This window comes from Pseudomonas sp. 300, from assembly GCF_055803035.1.
In genome coordinates this window covers 481,474-501,193 of sequence record NZ_JAVLRV010000003.1, presented here as the reverse complement: position 1 = coordinate 501,193, position 19,720 = coordinate 481,474, and the positions used below count along the sequence as shown (strand labels likewise).

General features: G+C 59.7%; 19 protein-coding genes and 1 pseudogene. 9 read left to right on the top strand and 11 right to left on the bottom strand.

The window, feature by feature from the left end; all coding sequences use genetic code 11:
- Positions 1 to 35: 35 nt before the first annotated feature.
- The 5 genes and pseudogenes from Q7W83_RS27705 to coaBC form a co-directional block, all read right to left on the bottom strand.
- Positions 36 to 293, bottom strand: a complete 258-nt coding sequence (locus Q7W83_RS27705) for a hypothetical protein (protein WP_150631344.1) — start codon at positions 291 to 293, stop codon at positions 36 to 38.
- Between the two features lie 190 nt (positions 294 to 483).
- A complete protein-coding gene (gene argB / locus Q7W83_RS27700) occupies positions 484 to 1,389 on the bottom strand; it encodes an acetylglutamate kinase (RefSeq protein ID WP_008007602.1) in 906 nt (301 codons plus the stop codon).
- Between the two features lie 25 nt (positions 1,390 to 1,414).
- A pseudogene (locus Q7W83_RS27695) lies at positions 1,415 to 2,818 on the bottom strand (phosphomannomutase/phosphoglucomutase); the annotation flags it as partial.
- 312 nt (positions 2,819 to 3,130) lie between these two features.
- Positions 3,131 to 3,586 carry a dUTP diphosphatase gene (dut, locus tag Q7W83_RS27690; protein WP_150638145.1) on the bottom strand — a complete coding sequence of 152 codons (456 nt, stop codon included), beginning with the start codon at positions 3,584 to 3,586 and terminating at the stop codon, positions 3,131 to 3,133.
- 5 nt (positions 3,587 to 3,591) lie between these two features.
- Positions 3,592 to 4,800, bottom strand: a complete 1,209-nt coding sequence (gene coaBC / locus Q7W83_RS27685; protein WP_150631431.1) for a bifunctional phosphopantothenoylcysteine decarboxylase/phosphopantothenate--cysteine ligase CoaBC — start codon at positions 4,798 to 4,800, stop codon at positions 3,592 to 3,594.
- Positions 4,801 to 4,935: 135 nt separating this feature from the next.
- Between coaBC and radC the strand changes: the two genes are divergently transcribed.
- A complete protein-coding gene (gene radC, locus Q7W83_RS27680; RefSeq protein ID WP_150631346.1) occupies positions 4,936 to 5,610 on the top strand; it encodes a RadC family protein in 675 nt (224 codons plus the stop codon).
- A gap of 135 nt (positions 5,611 to 5,745) precedes the next feature.
- On the opposite strand, the gene Q7W83_RS27675 is transcribed toward radC, so the two are convergent.
- The gene (locus Q7W83_RS27675; RefSeq protein WP_150631347.1) at positions 5,746 to 7,332 is read right to left on the bottom strand and encodes an ABC transporter substrate-binding protein; all 1,587 of its coding nucleotides are present in this window, start codon (positions 7,330 to 7,332) and stop codon (positions 5,746 to 5,748) included.
- A 446-nt stretch (positions 7,333 to 7,778) separates the two neighbouring features.
- On the opposite strand from Q7W83_RS27675, the gene rpmB reads away from it, so the two are divergent.
- Together rpmB and rpmG are read left to right on the top strand one after the other, a co-directional pair.
- A complete protein-coding gene (rpmB, locus tag Q7W83_RS27670) occupies positions 7,779 to 8,012 on the top strand; it encodes a 50S ribosomal protein L28 (protein WP_007894701.1) in 234 nt (77 codons plus the stop codon).
- An 11-nt stretch (positions 8,013 to 8,023) separates the two neighbouring features.
- Positions 8,024 to 8,179 (top strand): 50S ribosomal protein L33, encoded by a 156-nt coding sequence (gene rpmG / locus Q7W83_RS27665; RefSeq protein ID WP_007894709.1) that lies wholly within the window; start codon positions 8,024 to 8,026, stop codon positions 8,177 to 8,179.
- Between the two features lie 175 nt (positions 8,180 to 8,354).
- On the opposite strand, the gene Q7W83_RS27660 is transcribed toward rpmG, so the two are convergent.
- Positions 8,355 to 8,717: a cupin domain-containing protein gene (locus tag Q7W83_RS27660; RefSeq protein WP_150631348.1), complete on the bottom strand. Its 363-nt coding sequence runs from the start codon at positions 8,715 to 8,717 to the stop codon at positions 8,355 to 8,357.
- 237 nt (positions 8,718 to 8,954) lie between these two features.
- Between Q7W83_RS27660 and Q7W83_RS27655 the strand changes: the two genes are divergently transcribed.
- Both Q7W83_RS27655 and Q7W83_RS27650 read left to right on the top strand, forming a co-directional pair.
- Positions 8,955 to 10,448 carry an aldehyde dehydrogenase gene (locus Q7W83_RS27655; protein WP_150631349.1) on the top strand — a complete coding sequence of 498 codons (1,494 nt, stop codon included), beginning with the start codon at positions 8,955 to 8,957 and terminating at the stop codon, positions 10,446 to 10,448.
- A gap of 185 nt (positions 10,449 to 10,633) precedes the next feature.
- Positions 10,634 to 11,779, top strand: coding sequence for an MFS transporter (locus Q7W83_RS27650; protein WP_150653917.1), 1,146 nt, complete (start codon positions 10,634 to 10,636; stop codon positions 11,777 to 11,779).
- A gap of 109 nt (positions 11,780 to 11,888) precedes the next feature.
- Here the strand turns inward: Q7W83_RS27650 and Q7W83_RS27645 are convergent, their stop codons facing one another.
- Together Q7W83_RS27645 and Q7W83_RS27640 are read right to left on the bottom strand one after the other, a co-directional pair.
- Complete coding sequence (locus Q7W83_RS27645; protein ID WP_150653918.1) at positions 11,889 to 13,457, bottom strand: phospholipase D family protein; 1,569 nt, start codon at positions 13,455 to 13,457, stop codon at positions 11,889 to 11,891.
- A gap of 60 nt (positions 13,458 to 13,517) precedes the next feature.
- On the bottom strand, positions 13,518 to 14,951 hold the full coding sequence (locus tag Q7W83_RS27640) for an aminotransferase-like domain-containing protein (protein ID WP_150631353.1): 1,434 nt from the start codon (positions 14,949 to 14,951) through the stop codon (positions 13,518 to 13,520).
- Positions 14,952 to 15,130: 179 nt separating this feature from the next.
- Here Q7W83_RS27640 and Q7W83_RS27635 point away from each other — a divergent pair, with 179 nt between their 5' ends.
- A complete protein-coding gene (locus Q7W83_RS27635; protein WP_150631354.1) occupies positions 15,131 to 15,376 on the top strand; it encodes a DUF1127 domain-containing protein in 246 nt (81 codons plus the stop codon).
- 129 nt (positions 15,377 to 15,505) lie between these two features.
- Here the strand turns inward: Q7W83_RS27635 and Q7W83_RS27630 are convergent, their stop codons facing one another.
- Positions 15,506 to 16,798, bottom strand: coding sequence for an NAD(P)/FAD-dependent oxidoreductase (locus tag Q7W83_RS27630; RefSeq protein WP_150631355.1), 1,293 nt, complete (start codon positions 16,796 to 16,798; stop codon positions 15,506 to 15,508).
- 147 nt (positions 16,799 to 16,945) lie between these two features.
- Here Q7W83_RS27630 and Q7W83_RS27625 point away from each other — a divergent pair, with 147 nt between their 5' ends.
- A complete protein-coding gene (locus Q7W83_RS27625; RefSeq protein ID WP_007947437.1) occupies positions 16,946 to 17,299 on the top strand; it encodes a YkgJ family cysteine cluster protein in 354 nt (117 codons plus the stop codon).
- A 138-nt stretch (positions 17,300 to 17,437) separates the two neighbouring features.
- Here the strand turns inward: Q7W83_RS27625 and Q7W83_RS27620 are convergent, their stop codons facing one another.
- The gene (locus Q7W83_RS27620) at positions 17,438 to 17,926 is read right to left on the bottom strand and encodes an Lrp/AsnC ligand binding domain-containing protein (protein ID WP_003177284.1); all 489 of its coding nucleotides are present in this window, start codon (positions 17,924 to 17,926) and stop codon (positions 17,438 to 17,440) included.
- A 156-nt stretch (positions 17,927 to 18,082) separates the two neighbouring features.
- On the opposite strand from Q7W83_RS27620, the gene dadA reads away from it, so the two are divergent.
- Positions 18,083 to 19,387, top strand: coding sequence for a D-amino acid dehydrogenase (gene dadA, locus Q7W83_RS27615; protein WP_150631356.1), 1,305 nt, complete (start codon positions 18,083 to 18,085; stop codon positions 19,385 to 19,387).
- Positions 19,359 to 19,712, top strand: a complete 354-nt coding sequence (locus tag Q7W83_RS27610; RefSeq protein WP_150638138.1) for a RidA family protein — start codon at positions 19,359 to 19,361, stop codon at positions 19,710 to 19,712. Before dadA ends, Q7W83_RS27610 begins: the two co-directional genes overlap by 29 nt.
- The last annotated feature ends 8 nt before the right edge of the window (positions 19,713 to 19,720 follow it).

Here is a 19,720-nt window from a genome sequence, read left to right as displayed (position 1 = left end):
TCGGGGTTTTTTTCTGGATCGGGGCGCCCGCGAGGTTATTTTTTGCTCGCGGGTTTGATGACCTCGGCGCTTTTGATTCCAGGTTTTTCCGATTTCTCCGGGTAGGGATCTTTCACCGCGTCGCCTTGGCCGGTCAGAATTTTCCAGCCATAGAGCGAATGCACGGTTTTACGAAACTGAGGACACGGCGGCATCGACGTTTTGGCCTGATTCGAATATTGGTGGCCGCAGTCGACACACTCGTAAGTGCCTGCGGAAACATCGCTGCCGTAAGGAACGTAATCTTTTTTCATTAGGGAGTCCTCCTCTGGATACAGGGAAGATCCTATGCAGATTGATTCTTGCGCGATGTCAGACGTTTCGCTGAGTCAGGTCAGGCATTTCCTATGCCCATAAAAAAGATCGCAGATTTCTTCAGAGCCTACGGAATATTCTTACATCCGAAGGCGCTGCCAAAAGCTGCGATCTTTTAACGTTTTTAAATCAGTGACGCTTGCGATTGCTGATCAGCGTACCCACACCCGTATCGGTGAAGATCTCCAGCAGAATCGCATTCGGCACCCGACCATCGATGATCAACGAGCTGCCCACGCCGCCCTGAACCGCTTCCAGTGCACAACGGATCTTCGGCAACATGCCGCCGTAGATGGTGCCGTCGGCGATCAGATCGTCCACTTGCTGAGTCGTCAGACCTGTCAGGACCGTGCCCGACTTGTCCATCAGGCCAGCAATGTTGGTCAGCAGCATCAGCTTTTCAGCCTTCAGCGCTTCGGCGACCTTACCGGCCACCAAGTCAGCGTTGATGTTGTACGACTCGCCGTTGGCACCCACGCCAATCGGCGCGATCACCGGAATGAAGTCACCCTTGACCAGCAGGTTCAGCAAATCGGTGTTGATCCCGACCACTTCGCCCACCTGGCCGATGTCGATGATTTCCGGTTGGGTCATCTCCGGCGTCTGGCGGGTCACGGTGAGTTTCTTCGCACGAATCAGCTCGGCGTCTTTACCGGTCAGGCCGATGGCGCTGCCGCCATGACGGTTGATCAGGTTGACGATGTCCTTGTTGACCTGGCCGCCGAGGACCATTTCCACCACGTCCATGGTTTGCGCGTCAGTCACGCGCATGCCATCAATGAAGTGACTCTCGATCGACAGACGCTTGAGCAGGTCGCCGATTTGCGGGCCGCCGCCGTGAACCACCACCGGGTTGATACCGACGGCTTTCATTAGCACGATGTCGCGGGCGAAGCCGGTTTTCAGCTCCTCGCTTTCCATCGCGTTGCCGCCGTATTTGATCACCAGCGTCTTGCCGACATAGCGGCGAATGTAAGGCAGCGCTTCGGACAGGACCTTGGCGGTGTTGGCGGCGGCTTCGCGTTCGAGGGTCATTCAGGGCTCCGGGTGAATCAGAAGATCAAAACGGTAATTGGAGATCAGGTGCAACACGCTTCAACTGGACTTTGAAAACGTCCTTGATGCGCTGCAATTCAGCCTCGTCATCGGCCTCGAAGCGCAGCACCAGCACCGGCGTGGTGTTGGACGCGCGCACCAGGCCCCAGCCTTTGGCGTAGTCGACTCGCACGCCGTCGATGGTGGTCAGGTCGGCGCCTTCGCCCCACTTCGCGTCGTGCAATGCATCAATGATGCTGAATTTGCTCTCTTCGGTCACATGGATATTGATTTCCGGCGTAGAAATATCGTTCGGGAAGGTTGCAAACAGCTCTTCCGCGGTGGATTTTTCCTTGCTGAGGATTTCCAGCAGCCGTGCGGCGCTGTAAATGCCATCGTCGAAACCGAACCAGCGTTCCTTGAAGAAGATATGCCCGCTCATTTCGCCGGCCAACAGCGCGCCGGTTTGTTTCATTTTCTTTTTGATCAACGAGTGACCGGTCTTCCACATTAGCGGACGACCACCGTATTCCTTGATCAGCGGCGTCAGGCGGCGGGTGCATTTGACGTCGAAGATGATTTCCGCGTCTGGGTTGCGCGCCACCACGTCACGGGCGAACAGCATCAACAGGCGGTCCGGGTAAACGATGCTGCCGGTGTTGGTCACAACGCCTACGCGGTCGCCGTCGCCGTCGAAGGCCAGGCCGATGTCGGCGTTGGTTTCCTTGACCTTGGCGATCAGGTCGACAAGGTTTTCAGGCTTGCCCGGGTCCGGGTGGTGGTTCGGAAAGTTGCCGTCGACGTCGCAGAACAGCGGGATGACTTCGCAGTTCAGTGCTTCGATCAGTTGTGGGGCGATCACGCCAGCCGCGCCGTTACCGCAGTCGACCACGACTTTGAGGCGGCGAGCCAGTTTGATGTCCTCGACGATTTCAGTGTGGTAGCGGTCGAGGATTTCGACTTTGGTGATGCTGCCCTTGCCGCTGCTCAGGTTGTTAGTCTTGAGGCGCTCGTGCAGGGCCTGGATTTGTTCGTTGGCCAAGGTATCGCCAGCGATGACGATCTTGAAACCGTTGTAGTTCGACGGGTTGTGGCTACCGGTGAGCATCACTCCCGATTTGCCGGCCAGTACGTTGGCGGCGTAGTAAAGCGCCGGCGTTGGCACCAGGCCCACGTCACTGACATGGCAACCGGCGTCGGCCAGGCCTTTGATCAGTTGCTCGACCAGTTCCGGGCCGGACAGGCGGCCGTCACGGCCAACGGAAACGTTCGGCTCGCTCTGGGCCAGGCTCTGGGCGCCGATAGCGCGACCAAGCCAGTAAGCGGTTTCAGCGTTCAGGAATTCCGGGACGGTGCCGCGAATGTCGTAGGCGCGGAAAATGCTGTCGGGGAACTTGGGTGCGACTTGGGCTGGGGTGCTCATCTGTGGGAATGCTCCATCTCGAAAGTGGCTGGACCTGTCCGCGAAGAACTCGTCGGCCGGCTCAAACTGAAGGGTATGACGGCGTTTTCCGCAGAGAGTTCGTGGTGCGAAAAGGCCATGACACCGGTTTCACTGAGCATCTGGGCGGCCAATGCCTTGATTTCCAGTGTTAAACCTTGCAGATGACATTCGTGCAATTTGTGCCGAGGGAGCTTGCTCCCGGGGGCCGGTCCGCGCTCGGGCGTAGCGGCTCCATTATGAGTGCTGCGCACTCAACCGGAAACAAGCTCCCTCGCCACCAGGTCGCCTGCTTTTCGATCAGTGGCTGCCCGAATGGCCAAAACCACCGGCGCCGCGTTCGGTTTCAACGAATTCTTCAACCATTTCGAAGTGCGCTTGAACGACCGGCACCAGAACCAGCTGGGCCAAACGCTCACCCACCACCATGTTGAAATCGGTCTGGCCACGGTTCCAGCACGAAACCAACAGTGGACCCTGGTAATCAGAGTCGATCAAACCAACCAGGTTGCCCAGCACGATGCCGTGCTTATGGCCCAGGCCGGAGCGCGGCAGAATCAGCGCGGCCAGACCTGGATCGCCAATGTAAACGGACAGACCGGTCGGAATCAGCACGGTTTCACCCGGCTTGATCACGGTGTCTTTTTCCAGCATGGCGCGCAGGTCGAGGCCGGCGGAGCCTGGGGTGGCGTACTGCGGCAGCGGGAATTCGGTACCGATGCGAGGGTCGAGGATCTTGGCTTGCAAAGCGTGCATGTAGATTAAACCTGGTTCAGACGTTCGGCGATAAAAGTGATCAGCTGGCGAGCAATCTTGCTCTTGCTGGTCTGGGCGAAAAGTGTGGCGTGTAGCTCGCGGTCGATCACGCTGCAGGCGTTTTCTTCGCTGTTGAAGCCAATGCTCGGGTTGGCGACGTCGTTGGCGACGATCAAATCGAGGTTTTTGTCTTTCAACTTGCGCGCAGCGTAGTCGAGCAGGTGTTCGGTTTCGGCGGCAAAACCGACACTGAACGGACGATCGGGGCGTGTGGCGATGGTGGCCAGGATGTCTGGATTGCGCACCATTTGTAGCAACAAGCCGTCGCCGTTCGTAGGGTCTTTCTTGAGTTTCTGTGGGGCGACGACCTCGGGGCGGTAGTCCGCGACCGCTGCCGAGGCGATAAACAGGTCGCAAGGGATCGCGGCTTCGCAGGCGGCCAGCATATCGCGGGCGCTGACGACGTCGATGCGCGTGACGCGATCCGGGGTTGGCAGGTGCACCGGGCCGGTGATCAGGGTCACGCGGGCGCCGGCCTCCACCGCGGCTTCGGCCAGGGCAAAGCCCATTTTTCCGGAGCTGTGGTTGGTGATGTAGCGCACCGGGTCGATATTTTCCTGGGTCGGGCCGGCGGTGATCAGCACGTGTTTGCCGGTCAGCGCCTGACGCTGGAAGCAGTCCGCCGCGCACTGGGCCAATTCGACGGCTTCGAGCATGCGGCCGAGGCCGACGTCCCCGCAGGCCTGGCTACCGGACGCCGGGCCAAAGGCTTTGATGCCGCGGCTTTCGAGGGTTTGCAGGTTGGCCTGGGTCGCCGGATCGCGCCACATGGCCTGATTCATTGCCGGGGCAACGGCAACCACGGCGTCGGTGGCCAGCACCAGCGTGGTCAGCAGGTCGTCGGCAATGCCTTGGGCCAGACGGGCGATCAGGTCTGCAGTGGCGGGGGCGATCAGCACCATGTCGGCCCACTTGGCGAGCTCGATATGGCCCATCGCGGCTTCAGCCGCCGGGTCCAGCAGGTCCAGATGAACCGGGTGGCCGGACAAGGCCTGCATGGTCAGCGGAGTAATGAACTCGGCGCCGCCACGGGTCATGACCACGCGCACTTCGGCGCCTTGGTCGATCAGGCGGCGAACCAGGTCGGCGCTCTTGTAGGCAGCAATGCCGCCGCCGACGCCCAGAACGATGCGTTTCCGATACAGCCGCTGCATAGGTCTGCCTTTCATTTCGTTGATGACTGCGTGGCGATACCCCCTCCCCAGGAGTGAAATCGCCCGCAAAAAAGATGGGCTACGATATCACAGCGACCGCTATGGAACAGCGGCGCCCACAGACAGGGAGGTGCTATGAGTATTCGCGATTGGCCGGCGGCGGAGCGGCCGCGGGAGAGGTTGCTGGAGTTGGGCTCGGCGAGCCTTTCGGACGCTGAGCTGCTGGCAATTTTTTTACGGACCGGCGTGGCCGGCAAAAGCGCGGTAGACCTGGCGCGACATCTGTTGACTCAATTTGGAAGTCTGCGCTCGCTGCTTGAAGCCGATCAGATAGCGTTCAGCAAGCAATTGGGGCTTGGGCCGGCGAAATTCGCTCAGCTGCAAGCGGCACAGGAAATGGGCCGACGGCACTTGGCCGAACGTGTGCGGCAGAAGTCGGCGCTGGAAAACCCGCAGGTGGTTCGTGATTACCTGAAATCGATGCTGCGTCACGAGCCGCACGAAGTTTTTGGCTGCTTGTTTCTGGACTCCAGGCATCAAGTGCTGACGTTCGAAGTGCTTTTCCGTGGATCCATCGACAGCACCAGCGTCTATCCGAGACAAGTGGTCAAGCGTGCATTGGCCCACAATGCTGCGGCTCTGATCCTGTGTCACAACCACCCATCGGGCAACACAAATCCCAGTCAGGCCGACCGAAAACTGACCAAGCGCCTGCAAGAGGCGCTGGACCTGATCGATGTGCGGGTGCTTGACCATTTCATCATCGGCGACGGAGATCCGCTGTCGATGGCTGAATATGGGTGGATGTAGGAAGGGCTTTCAGTTAACCGAAAACCCGGTGGGAGCGGGCTTGCCCGCGATGGCGTCGGCACAGTCGGCACCTATGTTGGATCTGCCTGCCTCATCGCGGGCAAGCCCGCTCCCACAGGTTTAGTGTTGTAGCGACTACTTGAGGTTGACCTTGGAGTAATCCTGACGGCCAAACGGGCTCACCGAATAACCCTCGACTTCCTTGCGCATCAGCGCAAAAGCCGTCGGATGCGCCAGCGGCAACCACAGCGCCTGCTGCTGGATCTGCGCCTGAGCCTGTTCATAAAGCTTGGTGCGAACCCCTTGCTCGGAAGTGGTCTTGCCGGCACTGATCAGCTTGTCCAGATCCTGATTGCAGTAGCGAGCGAAGTTGGTGCCGGACTTGACCGCCGCACAGGAAAACTGCGGTGTGAGGAAGTTGTCCGGGTCACCGTTGTCGCCGGCCCAACCCATGAACAGCAGATCGTGTTCACCGGCCTTGGCGCGACGGATCACTTCGCCCCATTCGATCACGCGAATTTCGGCCTGAATGCCGATCTCTGCGAGATCCGATTGCAGCATCTGTGCGCCGAGACTTGGATTCGGGTTGAGCAGGCTGCCGGACGGACGGGTCCAGATGGTGGTCTGGAAACCGTCCTTTAGCCCGGCTTTAGCCATCAGTGCCTTGGCCTTTTCCACGTCGTACGTGTAGCCCGGCAAGCCTTTGGCGAAACTCCAGGTGTTCGGCGGGTACGGGCCGTTGGCAGGCTCGGCGGTGTCTTCGAACACGGCTTTGACGTAGCTGGCCTTGTCGAATGCGAGGTTGATCGCTTGCCGTACTTCAGGCTTGTCCAGCGGTGGATGCTGGCTGTTGATGGCGACGAACGCGGTCATGAACGCGTCGGTCTTTTCGATCTTCAGCGTCGGCTCTTTCAGCGCGGCTTGTACGTCCAGCGGCTTCGGCGACAGGGCAATCTGGCACTCGTTGCGGCGCAGTTTCTGCAGCCGCACGTTGGCGTCCGGGGTGATGGCGAAGATCAGCGGGTCCACTGCAGGCTTGCCACGGAAGTAATCCGGGTTGGCCTTGTAGCGAATCGAAGCGTCTTTCTGGAAACGTGTGAACACGAAGGGCCCGCTGCCGATTGGCTGGCTGTTGAGCTTCTCCGGCGTGCCGGCCTTCAGCAGTTTGTCGGCGTATTCGGCGGAGTAGATCGAAGCGAAGCCCATGCTCAGGGTCGGCAGGAACGTCGAGTCCGGATGATCGAGGGTGAAACGCACGGTCAGCGGGTCCAGCGCGTCGATCTTCTTGATCAATGCCGGCAATTGCATCGATTGCGCGTGCGGGAAGCCGCTTTGTGCCACTTTGTGCCAAGGATTTGCCGGGTCGAGCATGCGGTCAAAGCTGAATTTCACGTCTTCGGCGGTCAGGTCGCGCGTCGGGCTGAAATATTCGGTGCGGTGGAATTTCACTTGCGGGTGCAGCTTGAACACGTAAGTCAGCCCGTCAGGCGTGACTTCCCAGCTGTCCGCGAGGCCGGCGACCACTTTGCCGCTGGCGGTGTCGAAGTCCACCAGACGGTTCATCAACACGTCGGCCGAGGCGTTGGTGGTGGTCAGCGAGTTGTATTGCACCACGTCGAACCCTTCCGGGCTGGCCTCGGTGCAGACGCTCAGGGCGGCAGCATGGGCCAGCGGGCTCAGTAGAAGCGGGGCGAGCAACAGCGGTAGGGCAGCGAGGCGCATGGTCGGATTCCTTTACAGATCGAAGGCCCATCTGCAAGTGCAGTCTGGAAAAGGCTTACCCTAGTGGGCTCTTTTGCAAATGACTATCCCCTTTTTCATTTTAAGGGGAGTATGTGCGATTGTTTTCGAAGCGTGCTGCTTGAGGAAACCTCCGGATTGGCCGGTTGGCCGATGTTCTGCGACGAGCGGTCTTTATCGACGATAGCCTTTATCCAAGGCGCTCGCAGCCTGAAAAATGGGGTTTTTATCAAGTCTGTGCGCACGGAATGTTGTTGCACCCCAGTCTTTCTGGTATAAAGCAGCGCTCTTTTCTAGGGGCCCGGTTCCTTCACTGTAGGTGTAGCCGGTAAGACCTCTAAAGAAACGCGGCGCTTGGCGCCAAATGACTGAGAGATTAAGCGGCCAACCCATGCCGGGTTGGGCATGTGGTTTTAGAGGGCTGAGGCATGTCGAGAGTATGTCAAGTTACCGGTAAGGGTCCGGTGACTGGGAATAACATTTCCCACGCAAACAACAAAACCCGTCGTCGTTTCCTGCCGAACCTGCAGCATCACCGCTTCTGGGTTGAAGAAGAGAAACGTTTCGTGCGTCTGCGCGTATCTGCCAAAGGCATGCGTATCATCGACAAGCGTGGCATCACTGTCGTGCTGGCCGAAATCCGCAAAGCTGGCAAGATCTAAGGGAGATAATCATGCGTGAATTGATTCGTTTGATCTCGAGCGCCGGTACTGGTCACTTCTACACTACCGACAAGAACAAGCGCACTACTCCGGACAAAATCGAGATCAAGAAATTTGATCCGGTTGTTCGTAAGCACGTGATCTACAAAGAAGGCAAAATCAAGTAATTGATTTTTCCCTCTTACGAAAAAGGCCCGTATCGCGAGATACGGGCCTTTTTTGTTGCCTGTTGGGTTATGCAGCGCCTGTCAGGGCCTCATCGCGAGCAGGTTTTGTGATCGACACAGATCCCTGTGGGAGCGGGCTTGCCCGCGATGAGGCCGGCCCCGACAGCACAAATCCTCAGGCCTTCTGTTCAAACGCCACATAGATCTTGCGGCAAGTCTCCAGCACCTCCCAAGTGCCTCTGAACCCCGCCGGGATCACAAAGCGATCACCCGCGCGCACAGTCTTGCTGTTGCCATCGTTGTCGCGCAGCACTGAAACACCCTGAACGATTTCGCAGTATTCATGTTCGGTGAAGTTCACCAGCCACTGGCCAACCGCGCCTTCCCATACGCCCGCATTCAACTGACCGCACGGGCTGTTGTAGTGGTTGTAAACCACCTGCTCGGGGTCGCCTTTCAAGATTTTCGCCTGGTCTGGTCTGTAACGCTCGGGCTCGGTGGTGGCCTGGCTGAAGTCGACGATGTTCTGGATGCTCATTGTTGTTATCCCCCGTGATTGCGGCGCGAGTGGCTGGAAAGCCCAAAGTCTATGTTTATTAAAATGAACACCGCAAGGCTGTTTACCGACCTTATGTCAAATATATTGAAACAACCCCGGCCACTGGTTTAGGGTGGCGGTTGCCTTGAGCCGAAATGCAGGCTGGCCGGGCAGAATTCCTGGGGACGTCCGCGAAGAACGCGGGGCGCTCGTATTCAATAAGAGGAGGACACTCGAATGACCACCCTGACTCGTGCCGATTGGGAACAACGGGCTCGCGATCTGAAGATCGAAGGCCGTGCCTACATCAATGGCGAATACACCGATGCCGTCTCCAGCGAGACCTTCGAGTGCATCAGCCCGGTCGATGGCCGTCTGCTGGGCAAGATTGCCAGCTGTGACGCCGCCGACGCCCAGCGCGCTGTTGAAAACGCTCGCGCTACGTTCAATTCCGGCGTCTGGTCGCGCCTGGCGCCGACCAAACGCAAAGCCACCATGATCCGTTTCGCCGGTTTGCTGAAACAGCACGCCGAAGAGCTGGCCCTGCTTGAAACCCTCGACATGGGCAAGCCAATCAGCGATTCCCTGTACATCGACGTTCCTGGCGCGGCGCAAGCCCTGAGCTGGAGCGGCGAAGCCATCGACAAAATCTACGACGAAGTCGCCGCGACCCCGCACGATCAACTGGGTCTGGTGACCCGCGAGCCGGTGGGCGTCGTCGGCGCGATCGTGCCGTGGAACTTCCCGCTGATGATGGCCTGCTGGAAACTCGGCCCGGCGCTGTCCACCGGTAACTCGGTGATCCTCAAGCCGTCGGAAAAATCGCCGCTGACCGCCATCCGTATCGCTGCGCTGGCCGTTGAAGCCGGCATCCCGAAAGGCGTGCTGAACGTGCTGCCGGGCTACGGTCACACCGTCGGCAAGGCCCTGGCCCTGCACAACGATGTCGACACCCTGGTGTTCACCGGTTCGACCAAGATCGCCAAGCAACTGCTGATCTACTCCGGCGAATCGAACATGAAGCGCGTCTGGCTCGAAGCCGGCGGCAAGAGCCCGAACATCGTGTTCGCCGACGCGCCAGACCTGCAAGCTGCCGCTGAAGCAGCAGCCGGCGCTATCGCCTTCAACCAGGGCGAAGTCTGCACCGCCGGTTCGCGTCTGCTGGTCGAACGTTCGATCAAGGACACATTCCTGCCGCTGGTGATCGAAGCCCTTAAAACCTGGAAGCCAGGCAACCCGCTGGACCCGGCGACCAACGTCGGCGCGCTGGTGGACACCCAGCAGATGAATACCGTGCTGTCCTACATCGAATCCGGTCACGCCGATGGCGCCAAACTGGTCGCTGGCGGCAAGCGCACGCTGCAGGAAACCGGTGGCACTTACGTTGAACCGACGATTTTCGATGGTGTCAGCAACGCGATGAAAATCGCTCAGGAAGAAATCTTTGGCCCGGTCCTGTCGGTCATTGCTTTCGATACCGCCGAAGAAGCCGTCGCGATTGCCAACGACACGCCTTACGGCTTGGCCGCCGCGGTGTGGACCAAGGACATCTCGAAAGCTCACCTGACGGCCCGTGCGCTGCGTGCCGGTAGCGTGTGGGTGAATCAGTACGATGGCGGCGACATGACCGCACCGTTCGGCGGCTTCAAGCAGTCGGGCAACGGCCGTGACAAATCGCTGCACGCGTTCGACAAGTACACCGAGCTGAAGGCGACCTGGATCAAGTTGTAAGCCGTTAAGGGAGGCCTATAAGTAACAGGCCTCCCGAACGACGCAGATCCCTTGTGGGAGCGAGCCTGCTCGCGATAGCGGTGTAACAGTCGACGAAAATGTTGAATGTTGCTCCGTCATCGCGAGCAGGCTCGCTCCCACAGTGTTTTGTGTTGTACATAAAGATATCCACAGGAGCGTGGAACATGCGTTGGGCGACTTATTTCGCCGTGTTGGCGTCTGTCTTGAGTGTCGGTCTGGCCCTGGGCGTCAGTATGCCGCTGGTGTCTTTTCGCCTGGAAGGCTGGGGTTATGGCTCGTTTGCCATCGGTGTAATGGCCGCGATGCCGGCGATTGGCGTGCTGCTGGGGGCGAAAATCTCCAGCCATCTGGCGGCGCGACTCGGCACGGCCAATCTGATGCGTTTGTGCCTGTGGGCCGGTGCGGTATCCATCGGTTTGCTGGCCCTGCTGCCGAGCTATCCGGTGTGGCTAGTGCTGCGGCTGATGATTGGGGTCATCCTGACGCTCGTCTTCATCCTCGGTGAAAGCTGGATCAACCAGTTGGTGGTCGAGCAATGGCGCGGACGTCTGGTGGCGCTGTATGGCAGCAGCTATGCGCTGAGTCAGTTGGCCGGGCCTTTGCTGCTAGGCGTTTTGGGCACAGATCACGATTATGGATTCTGGGTCGGCGTCGGCTTGCTCACGGCGGCACCGTTCCTGTTGCTCGGCCGCAGCGGTGCACCGACCAGTGAAGCCTGCAGCGTGACCTTCAGCGACTTGTGGGGCTTCTGCCGAGGCTTGCCGGCGATTGCCTGGGGCGTGGCGCTGTTCGCGGCGTTCGAGGCAATGATCCTGACCTTGCTGCCGGTCTATTGCTTGCGCCAGGGCTTTACCACGGAAATCGCGTTGGCGATGGTCAGTACGGTGGTAGTCGGTGATGCCTTGCTGCAACTGCCGATTGGCGCGCTGGCGGATCGTTTGTCGCGACGTACGCTGTTTACCGGTTGTGCTGTGGTGCTGATGCTGTCGAGCCTGGCGATTCCGTTGCTGATCGACACGTTGCTGATCTGGCCGTTATGGGTGCTGTTCGGCGCCAGTGCGGGGGGCTTGTTCACCTTGTCACTGATCCTCATCGGCGAACGTTACCGCGACGATGCGCTGGTGCGGGCCAATGCGCATATTGCGCAACTGTGGGGGATCGGTTGTCTGGTCGGACCGCTGGCCGCCGGCGCGGGAAGCCAGTGGATCAGCGGGCATGCGTTGCCGTTGCTGATGGCGGCAGGGGCGTTTGGTTTGGTGATTCTGTTGATGCGCCAAGGTGCGTTCGGCACGGTTGCCGAGCCTGCCTAAAACCTGTGGGAGCGAGCCTGCTCGCGATAGCGGTGTGTCATTCAGCATCTGTGGTGGCTGGCACGACGCCTTCGCGAGCAGGCTCGCTCCCACAGGGGGTTGTTGTCTGTCAGAGCATTCGCTCCAGGCCGATAGCAGTACTCATCCATGCATTGAACTGGCGCCACCAGCTGCCCGGTTCCTTGGTCAGCGTGTGCAGTTTGCCGTCATCCTCGGTCACCCAGACGATCCGGTCATTTTCCAGTTTCACCTGATAGCTCACGGGCGGCGCCATACCCTCCATGGCCGCTTTGCGCACATGCGCGGCGAGTTCGGGGCTGTCCACCAGCACCCCGACTTCGGTGTTCCACAGCACTGAGCGCGGGTCGAAGTTGAACGAGCCGATGAAGGATTTCTGCTGGTCGAAGATCATCGCTTTGCTGTGCAGGCTGGAATCGGAGCCCCGGAACGACTTGCTGTAGAAAAGATGCGGCCCGCTGCCGCCGCCTTCGCCGGGCTGGCGACGCAATTCGTACAACTTCACGCCATGTTCCAGCAGTGCCCGGCGATAGGGCGCGTAACCGCCGTGCACCGCGGGGACGTCGGTGGCTTCCAGCGAGTTGGTCAGCAGGCTGACAGAGACCCCGGCATCGGCGCGGCCAGTGAGGTAAACCAGCCCTGGCTGGCCAGGTACAAAGTAAGCCGAGATCATGATCAATTCTTTGCTGACCCCGGTCAGCTCAGGCGCCAACTGCGTGGTCAGCAGCAAGTGCGGGTCAGGCTCGCCATCCGACAAGACCTTGCTCGGTGCGTCCCACAACGCCTGGTTCCAGGCCCAGATCAGCTCCCGGCGCCAGATGTCCATGCGCGGGTTGGTGGTGTAAGTCATCAGCTGCTGATACAGCGCGTGATTCTGCTTGCGCGTCTCTTCCAATGACTCTTCCAGGCGCGTGCGGGTATTTTGCAGGTCCTTTTGCGTCGGTTTGCTCGACAGGAATTCATCGATCGGCTTGCTCAGCGCACTGTTCCAGTACTGGTCGAAGCTGTGGCCAAGCTGCTCGGCGACCGGGCCGACGCCCAGCATGTCGATGTCGGTGAAGTTCAGGTTGGGCTCGGCATCGAAATATTCGTCCCCCAGATTACGGCCGCCGACAATGGCTGCGCTGTTGTCCGCCAGCCACAATTTGTTGTGCATGCGCCGGTGTTGCAGCGACAGGTTCAACAGCCGGCCCATGGTGCGAGTCACGCCTGTGGCCCGGCCCAGGTGCAGCGGGTTGAACAGGCGGATCTGAATTTTCGGGTGCGCCGCCAGGGTGGCGATGATCCAGTCGAGGCCGTCGCTGGTGGTGTCGTCGAGCAGGATTCTCACGCGCACGCCACGGTCGGCGGCCTTGAGCAGTTCCTCCACCAGCATGCGCGTGCTGATGCCGTCGTGGACGATGTAATACTGCAAGTCGAGGCTGCTTTGGGCGTTGCGGATCAACTCGGCACGGGCCATGAAGGCTTCGCCGCTATTTGACAGCAGGCGAAAACCGGACTTGCCCTCGTGGGGCGCGGCCTGGGCCTGGATTGATCGACCGAATGCCGAGTCGCTGGCGGGCAACGCCTGGCTCGGTTCGCGTTGAACGTCGAAGCTGGCGCAACCGCCCAGGAACGAGGCGAGTAGCAGAAGAGCGAGCAGGGGCTGTCTGACTCTCACGTGGGATCGTTCCGATTGGCGGCGGGTGTCGGCATATGGACGCTGAAATCCCGTTAAAAGTCAGTCAGTGAAGGTGTCATTTTCCGCCAGCAGTTTGATTGCCGCGGCGCCGACCTTGCGCACCGCCTCTTCGATCTGTGCCGTTGGTTTGGCAGCGTAGTTCATTCGCAGACAGTTACGGTATTTGCCCGAGGCAGAAAAGATGCTGCCGACGGCAATCTGTACGCCTTGGTCGTGCAAGGCACGGTTCAGTTTCAGGGTGTCGAAGCCATCGGGCAGTTCGACCCAGAGCATGAAACTGCCTTGCGGGCGACTGGCGCGAGTGCCAGCGGGGAAATAGCGGGTGACCCAATCAATCATCATGTCGCGATTGCGTTGATATTGTGTGCGCACCCGCCGCAAATGAGGCTCGAAATGACCGGCCTTGAGGAATTCGGCGATGGCAATCTGCGGTTGCGGCGCGGTACTGCCGGTGCTGATGTATTTCATGTGCAGCACCCGTTCCAGATAGCGGCCCGGTGCAACCCAACCGATACGCAGGCCGGGCGCCAGCGTTTTGGAGAACGAACTGCAGAGCAGGACGCGGCCGTCTTCGTCGAAGGATTTGATCGTGCGCGGTCGCGGGTAGTTGTAGGCCAGTTCGCCATACACATCGTCTTCGATGATCGCCACGTCGAAACGCTGGGCGAGCGTCAACAACGCGCGTTTACGCGACTCCGGCATGATGTAGCCCAGCGGGTTGTTGCAGTTTGGGGTCAACTGTATGGCCTTGATCGGCCATTGTTCCAAGGCCAGTTCCAGCGCATCGAGGCTGATCCCGGTCAGTGGGTCGGTGGGGATTTCCAGGGCCTTCATGTTCAGGCCCTTGAGTGTCTGCATGGCGCCGTGAAAGCTTGGCGAATCCACGGCGACGATGTCACCCGGCTCGCAGATGGAGCGAATGCTGGTGGACAGCGCTTCGTGGCAGCCGGTGGTGATCACCAGGTCGTTGGCGGTCAACTGGCACCCGGAATCGAGCATCAGGCGGGCGATTTGCTCACGCAGTTCGAGGGTGCCGTGGATGTTGTCGTAATACAGACCGGGCATGTCCTGCCGTCGGCTGATACGCGCGAGGTTGCGCAGCAACGGTTTCATGGTCGGCGTGGTGATGTCCGGCATGCCGCGACCCAGTTGCACCACATCCTTGCGTGGCACCGCACGTATCAGTTCCAGCACCTGATCCCACTGCGAGATATCTACCGGCCGTTGGGCCGGCCGGCCAATCGCTGGCAACTCCGGCAGGTCGCGACTCACCGGGACGAAATAGCCGGACTTGGGTTTCGGCATCGCCAGGCCGCTGTCTTCCAGCACCCGATAGGCCTGCTGCACCGTGCTCAGGCTGACCCCGTGTTCGACGCTCAACGCCCGCACCGACGGCAGCCGGTCACCGGGGCGATAGAAGCCCTGTTCGATCCGCGTGCCCAGCAATTCGGCGAGGTTGACGTAAAGGGTCATGGCGCAGTCTCGATGTGGATGATTCGGTTAACCAGTACAGATCAGGCAAAAAATTGAGATTCAGAGGCTAAAACGCGAAATCTGTATGGAGTTAATACTTCCAAGTTGAATCTGTAATGCTTTTTGCCGTCCACGCATCATGAAAGCTCTGGCTACCCAAGTAAACAGGAGCAATCAAAATGAACGGCTTGAGCGATGTGCGGCTGACGTTACGCAGTCAGGAACTGGCGGCAGGGCAAATCAACGGTGCGCGGGAAGTGATCATGCGCAACGCGCCGTCCAGCCTGAGTCGTTGGGGTCTGTTCTGGCATCGTCTGCACACGCGCAAGGCGTTGCTGGAGCTGACGCCTGAGCAGTTGAAGGATGTCGGGTTGAGTCTTGAGCAGGCCAGGGAGGAGGGGTTGAAGCCTTTCTGGCGGATTTGAGATTTGCGGTATCTTTGCGGGCAAGCCCGCTGCCACAGGGTTTGCGGTGAGCATAGTTTTTGTGAGCACCCGCGACCGCTGTGAGAGCGGGCTTGATCGCGATGAGGGCCGAAAGAACATGAGTAACCTTTAGATCAATTCCTTCATCCGATGCCACAACATCCCCAACGCCAACAACGGCGAGCGCAAATGCTTCCCGCCGGGGAAGGTGATGTGCTGCACCTTCGCAAACAGATCGAACCCGCCACCCTGCTGGCCACTGATCGCCTCGGCCAGCAGCTTGCCCGCCAGGTGGGTGGCATTCACCCCGTGACCTGAGTAAGCCTGGGCGTAATACACGTTCGGTTGATCTTTGAGCCGGCCGATCTGCGGCAGGCGGTTGGCGCCGATACCGATCATCCCGCCCCATTGATAATCGATTTTTACCCCGCCCAGTTGCGGGAAAACCTCCAGCATCTTCGGCCGCATGTACGCGGCGATATCCTTGGGGTCGCGACCTGAATAATGGCAGGCACCGCCGAACAGCAAGCGACGATCCGCCGAGAGCCGGTAGTAATCCAGCGCCACCCGCTGATCACACACCGCCATGTTCTGTGGCAGCAGTTTGTGCGCCTGTTCTTCGCTCAAGGGTTCGGTGGCGATGATGTAGCTGCCGGCGGGCAACACCTTGCCGCTGAGTTCGGGGTTGAGCTGGTTGAGGTAGGCGTTGCATCCCAGCACGAGCGACTTCGCGCGCACCGACCCGCGGGCTGTGTGAACTTTGACCTCAGGGCCGTAATCGATGCGGGTTACCGCCGATTGTTCGAACAACTGCGCGCCCAATTCCTGCGCGGCAGCCGCTTCGCCCAAGGCCAGGTTGAGAGGGTGCAGATGCCCTGAGCCCATGTCGATCAAGCCGCCAACGTAGCGGTCGGAACCCACCACCGAGTGCATTTCATGGGCTTGCAGCAAACGGGTTTCGTAGCGGTAGCCGAGGCTGCGCAGTTCTTCGGCGTCTTCGGCGAAGCCTTCCAGGTCGCGGGGTTTGTTGGCGAGATCGCAGTACCCCCACGTCAGGTCGCAAGGGATCTGAAAACGCTCGACCCGCTGTCGGACGATTTCCACCGCTTCCAGGCCCATGAGTTTCATCTGACGCACACCGTCCGCGCCGATCACGTGGGTGAATTGATCGAGCCCATGGCCGACGCCACGAATCAGCTGCCCGCCGTTGCGGCCGCTGGCGCCCCAGCCAATCTTGTGCGCTTCGAGTAGCACCACGCTGAGGCCGCGTTCTGCCAGCTCAAGGGCGGTGTTCAGCCCGGAAAACCCGCCGCCGACCACGCACACGTCGGCCATCAGTTCGCCTTGCAACACCGGATGATCGGGCTGCGGCAGGCTGCTGGCGGCGTAATACGAGGCAGTGTGCTGAGCACGGGCATTCATGCGCGTCATCCTGATTTTTGTGTTTAGAAAATTTGACGGAGCATAAGCCGGACCTTCCGGCGCGGGCAACACTGGTCGGTTGTAGCTGTCTGGATCGACACTTTTGCGTCAGAATCCCGCTCTATTCCGCTTTGGGTCACCGTTTCGATGAGCTGCAACAGTCAGAAAATTCGCACGCTTCGCCAACAGATTCCCTCGTTCGAGTGCGTGCCCGGCTGCCATGACTGCTGTGGACCGGTGACCACTTCGCCCGAAGAAATGTCCCGCCTGCCGCGCAAGACCCGCGCCGAGCAGGATGCGGCGATGGACGAACTCAACTGTGTGCACCTTGGGCCAAACGGCTGTACGGTGTATGACGAGCGGCCGCTGATTTGTCGGTTGTTTGGTACGACCAAGACGCTGCCTTGCCCGAATGGGCGGGGGCCGGTGGAGTTGATTCATCCTCGGGTGGAGAAGCAGATTCATGAGTACATGGCGTCGACCCGGCAGGTCCTCGTCTGAGGGAAGACCGAGTCGCCTGTAATAGCTAGCAGGCTAGCTCCCACAATGGGTCCGTGTCGCACACCAAACTTGTGTCCGCTGAAGATCAACTGTGGGAGCTAGCCTGCTAGCGATGGGGCCGAACAGGTACCGCAAATCTCAATCCGGAATCGGCAAACTCAAACTCTCCTTCACCTCTTCCATCACGATATAGCTCTTGGATTCCCGCACATGCGGCAGCTTGAGCAGAATGTCGCCCAGCAGCTTGCGGTACGAGGCCATCTCGGAAATCCGCGCCTTTACCAGGTAGTCGAAATCCCCTGACACCAAATGGCATTCCAGCACATGGGGCAGTTTCAGCACCGCGCGTCGGAACTCTTCGAAAGTATCGCCGGATTTGTAGTCGAGGCTGATCTCGACGAACACCAGCAGACTACCCTTGAGGTGCTGCGGGTTGAGCCGGGCGTTGTAGCCCATGATGATCCCTTCGCGCTCCAGGCGCCGGACCCGCTCGGTGCAGGGCGTGGTCGAGAGCCCGACCTTTTCCCCGAGCTCGGTGAATGAGATACGCCCGTCCGCTTGCAGGATCCGCAGGATGTTGCGGTCGATCTTGTCCAGCTCACGTTTGGTCTGAGTGTTGGTACGCATAGGGGATGCGCCTCCGTGAAAAGCGTTTTTGCCGAGAATTGTCGCCAAATATAGGTGCTTATATAGTGAAATGCACTGGCTAATCTTTTTTAAACTGCCCACATCTACGGTCTGAACTACAAACGTCAGCGGCACGCCGCGATGAGGGATATGAAAATGCGCGTTATGGTCTTGGGTAGCGGCGTCATCGGTACCACCAGTGCTTATTATCTGGCGCGTGCCGGGTTCGAAGTGGTGGTGGTGGACCGTCAGCCGGCTGCGGCCATGGAGACCAGTTTCGCCAACGCCGGGCAGGTATCGCCGGGGTATGCCTCGCCGTGGGCCGCACCGGGTGTGCCGCTCAAGGCCATCAAGTGGCTGTTGCAGCGCCACGCACCGCTGGCGATCAAGGCCACCGCCGACATCGACCAATACCTGTGGATGGCGCAGATGCTGCGCAACTGCACCGCCAGCCGTTACGCGGTGAACAAGGAGCGCATGGTCCGTCTGTCCGAATACAGCCGCGACTGCCTCGACGAATTGCGCGCTGAAACCGGCATTGCCTACGAAGGTCGCAGCCTTGGTACCACGCAACTGTTCCGCACCCAGGCTCAGCTCGACGGCGCCGCGAAAGACATCGCCGTGCTGAAAGAGTCCGGTGTGCCGTTCGAATTGCTCGATCGCGCCGGCATTGCCCGCGTTGAACCGGCGCTAGCCAACGTTACCGACATCCTTGCCGGTGCCCTGCGCCTGCCGAACGACCAGACCGGCGATTGCCAGATGTTCACCGTTCGACTGGCCGAAATGGCTGTGAAGCTGGGTGTGGAATTCCGCTTTGGCCAGGACATTCAGCGCCTCGACTATGCCGGTGATCGCATCAACGGTGTGTGGATCGACGGCAAGCTGGAAACCGCGGACCGCTACGTGTTGGCACTCGGCAGCTACTCGCCGCAACTGCTCAAGCCGCTGGGCATCAAGGCTCCGGTGTATCCGCTCAAGGGCTACTCCCTGACCGTGCCGATCACCAACCCGGCGATGGCCCCGACGTCGACCATTCTCGACGAGACCTACAAGGTCGCGATCACCCGTTTCGACAACCGCATCCGCGTTGGCGGCATGGCTGAGATAGCCGGTTTTGACTTGTCGTTGAACCCGCGTCGGCGCGAAACCCTGGAGATGATCGTCAACGACCTTTATCCTCAGGGCGGCGATCTGGCCCAGGCGAGTTTCTGGACCGGTCTGCGTCCGACCACCCCGGACGGTACGCCAATCGTTGGCGCAACGCCGTTCAGCAACCTGTTCCTGAACACCGGGCACGGTACGCTCGGCTGGACTATGGCGTGCGGTTCCGGCCGTTTGCTGGCCGACCTGATGGCGAAGAAAACGCCGCAGATCAGCGCCGAAGGCCTCGATATTTCCCGTTATGGCAGCAAAATCCAGGAGTCCGCAAAACATGGCAATCCAGCGCCAGCTCACCAATGAGCGTATGAGTCAGATCGTCGCTCACAACGGTACGGTGTATCTGGCAGGGCAGGTCGGCGATGACATGAACGCCGGGATTGAACAGCAGACTCGCGAAACCCTCGCCAATATCGAGCGTTTGCTCGATCTGGCGGGTACCGACAAGCACCATTTGCTGTCGGTAACGATTTACCTGAAGGACATCGACGCGCACTTCGAAGGCATGAACGCGGTGTGGGACAAGTGGCTGCCCAAAGGCGTCGCCCCGGCCCGTGCGACGGTTGAATCGAAGTTGTGCGAACCGGAAATCCTGATCGAGCTCTCGGTTGTAGCCGCTCTGCCGTAAGCCCGTCA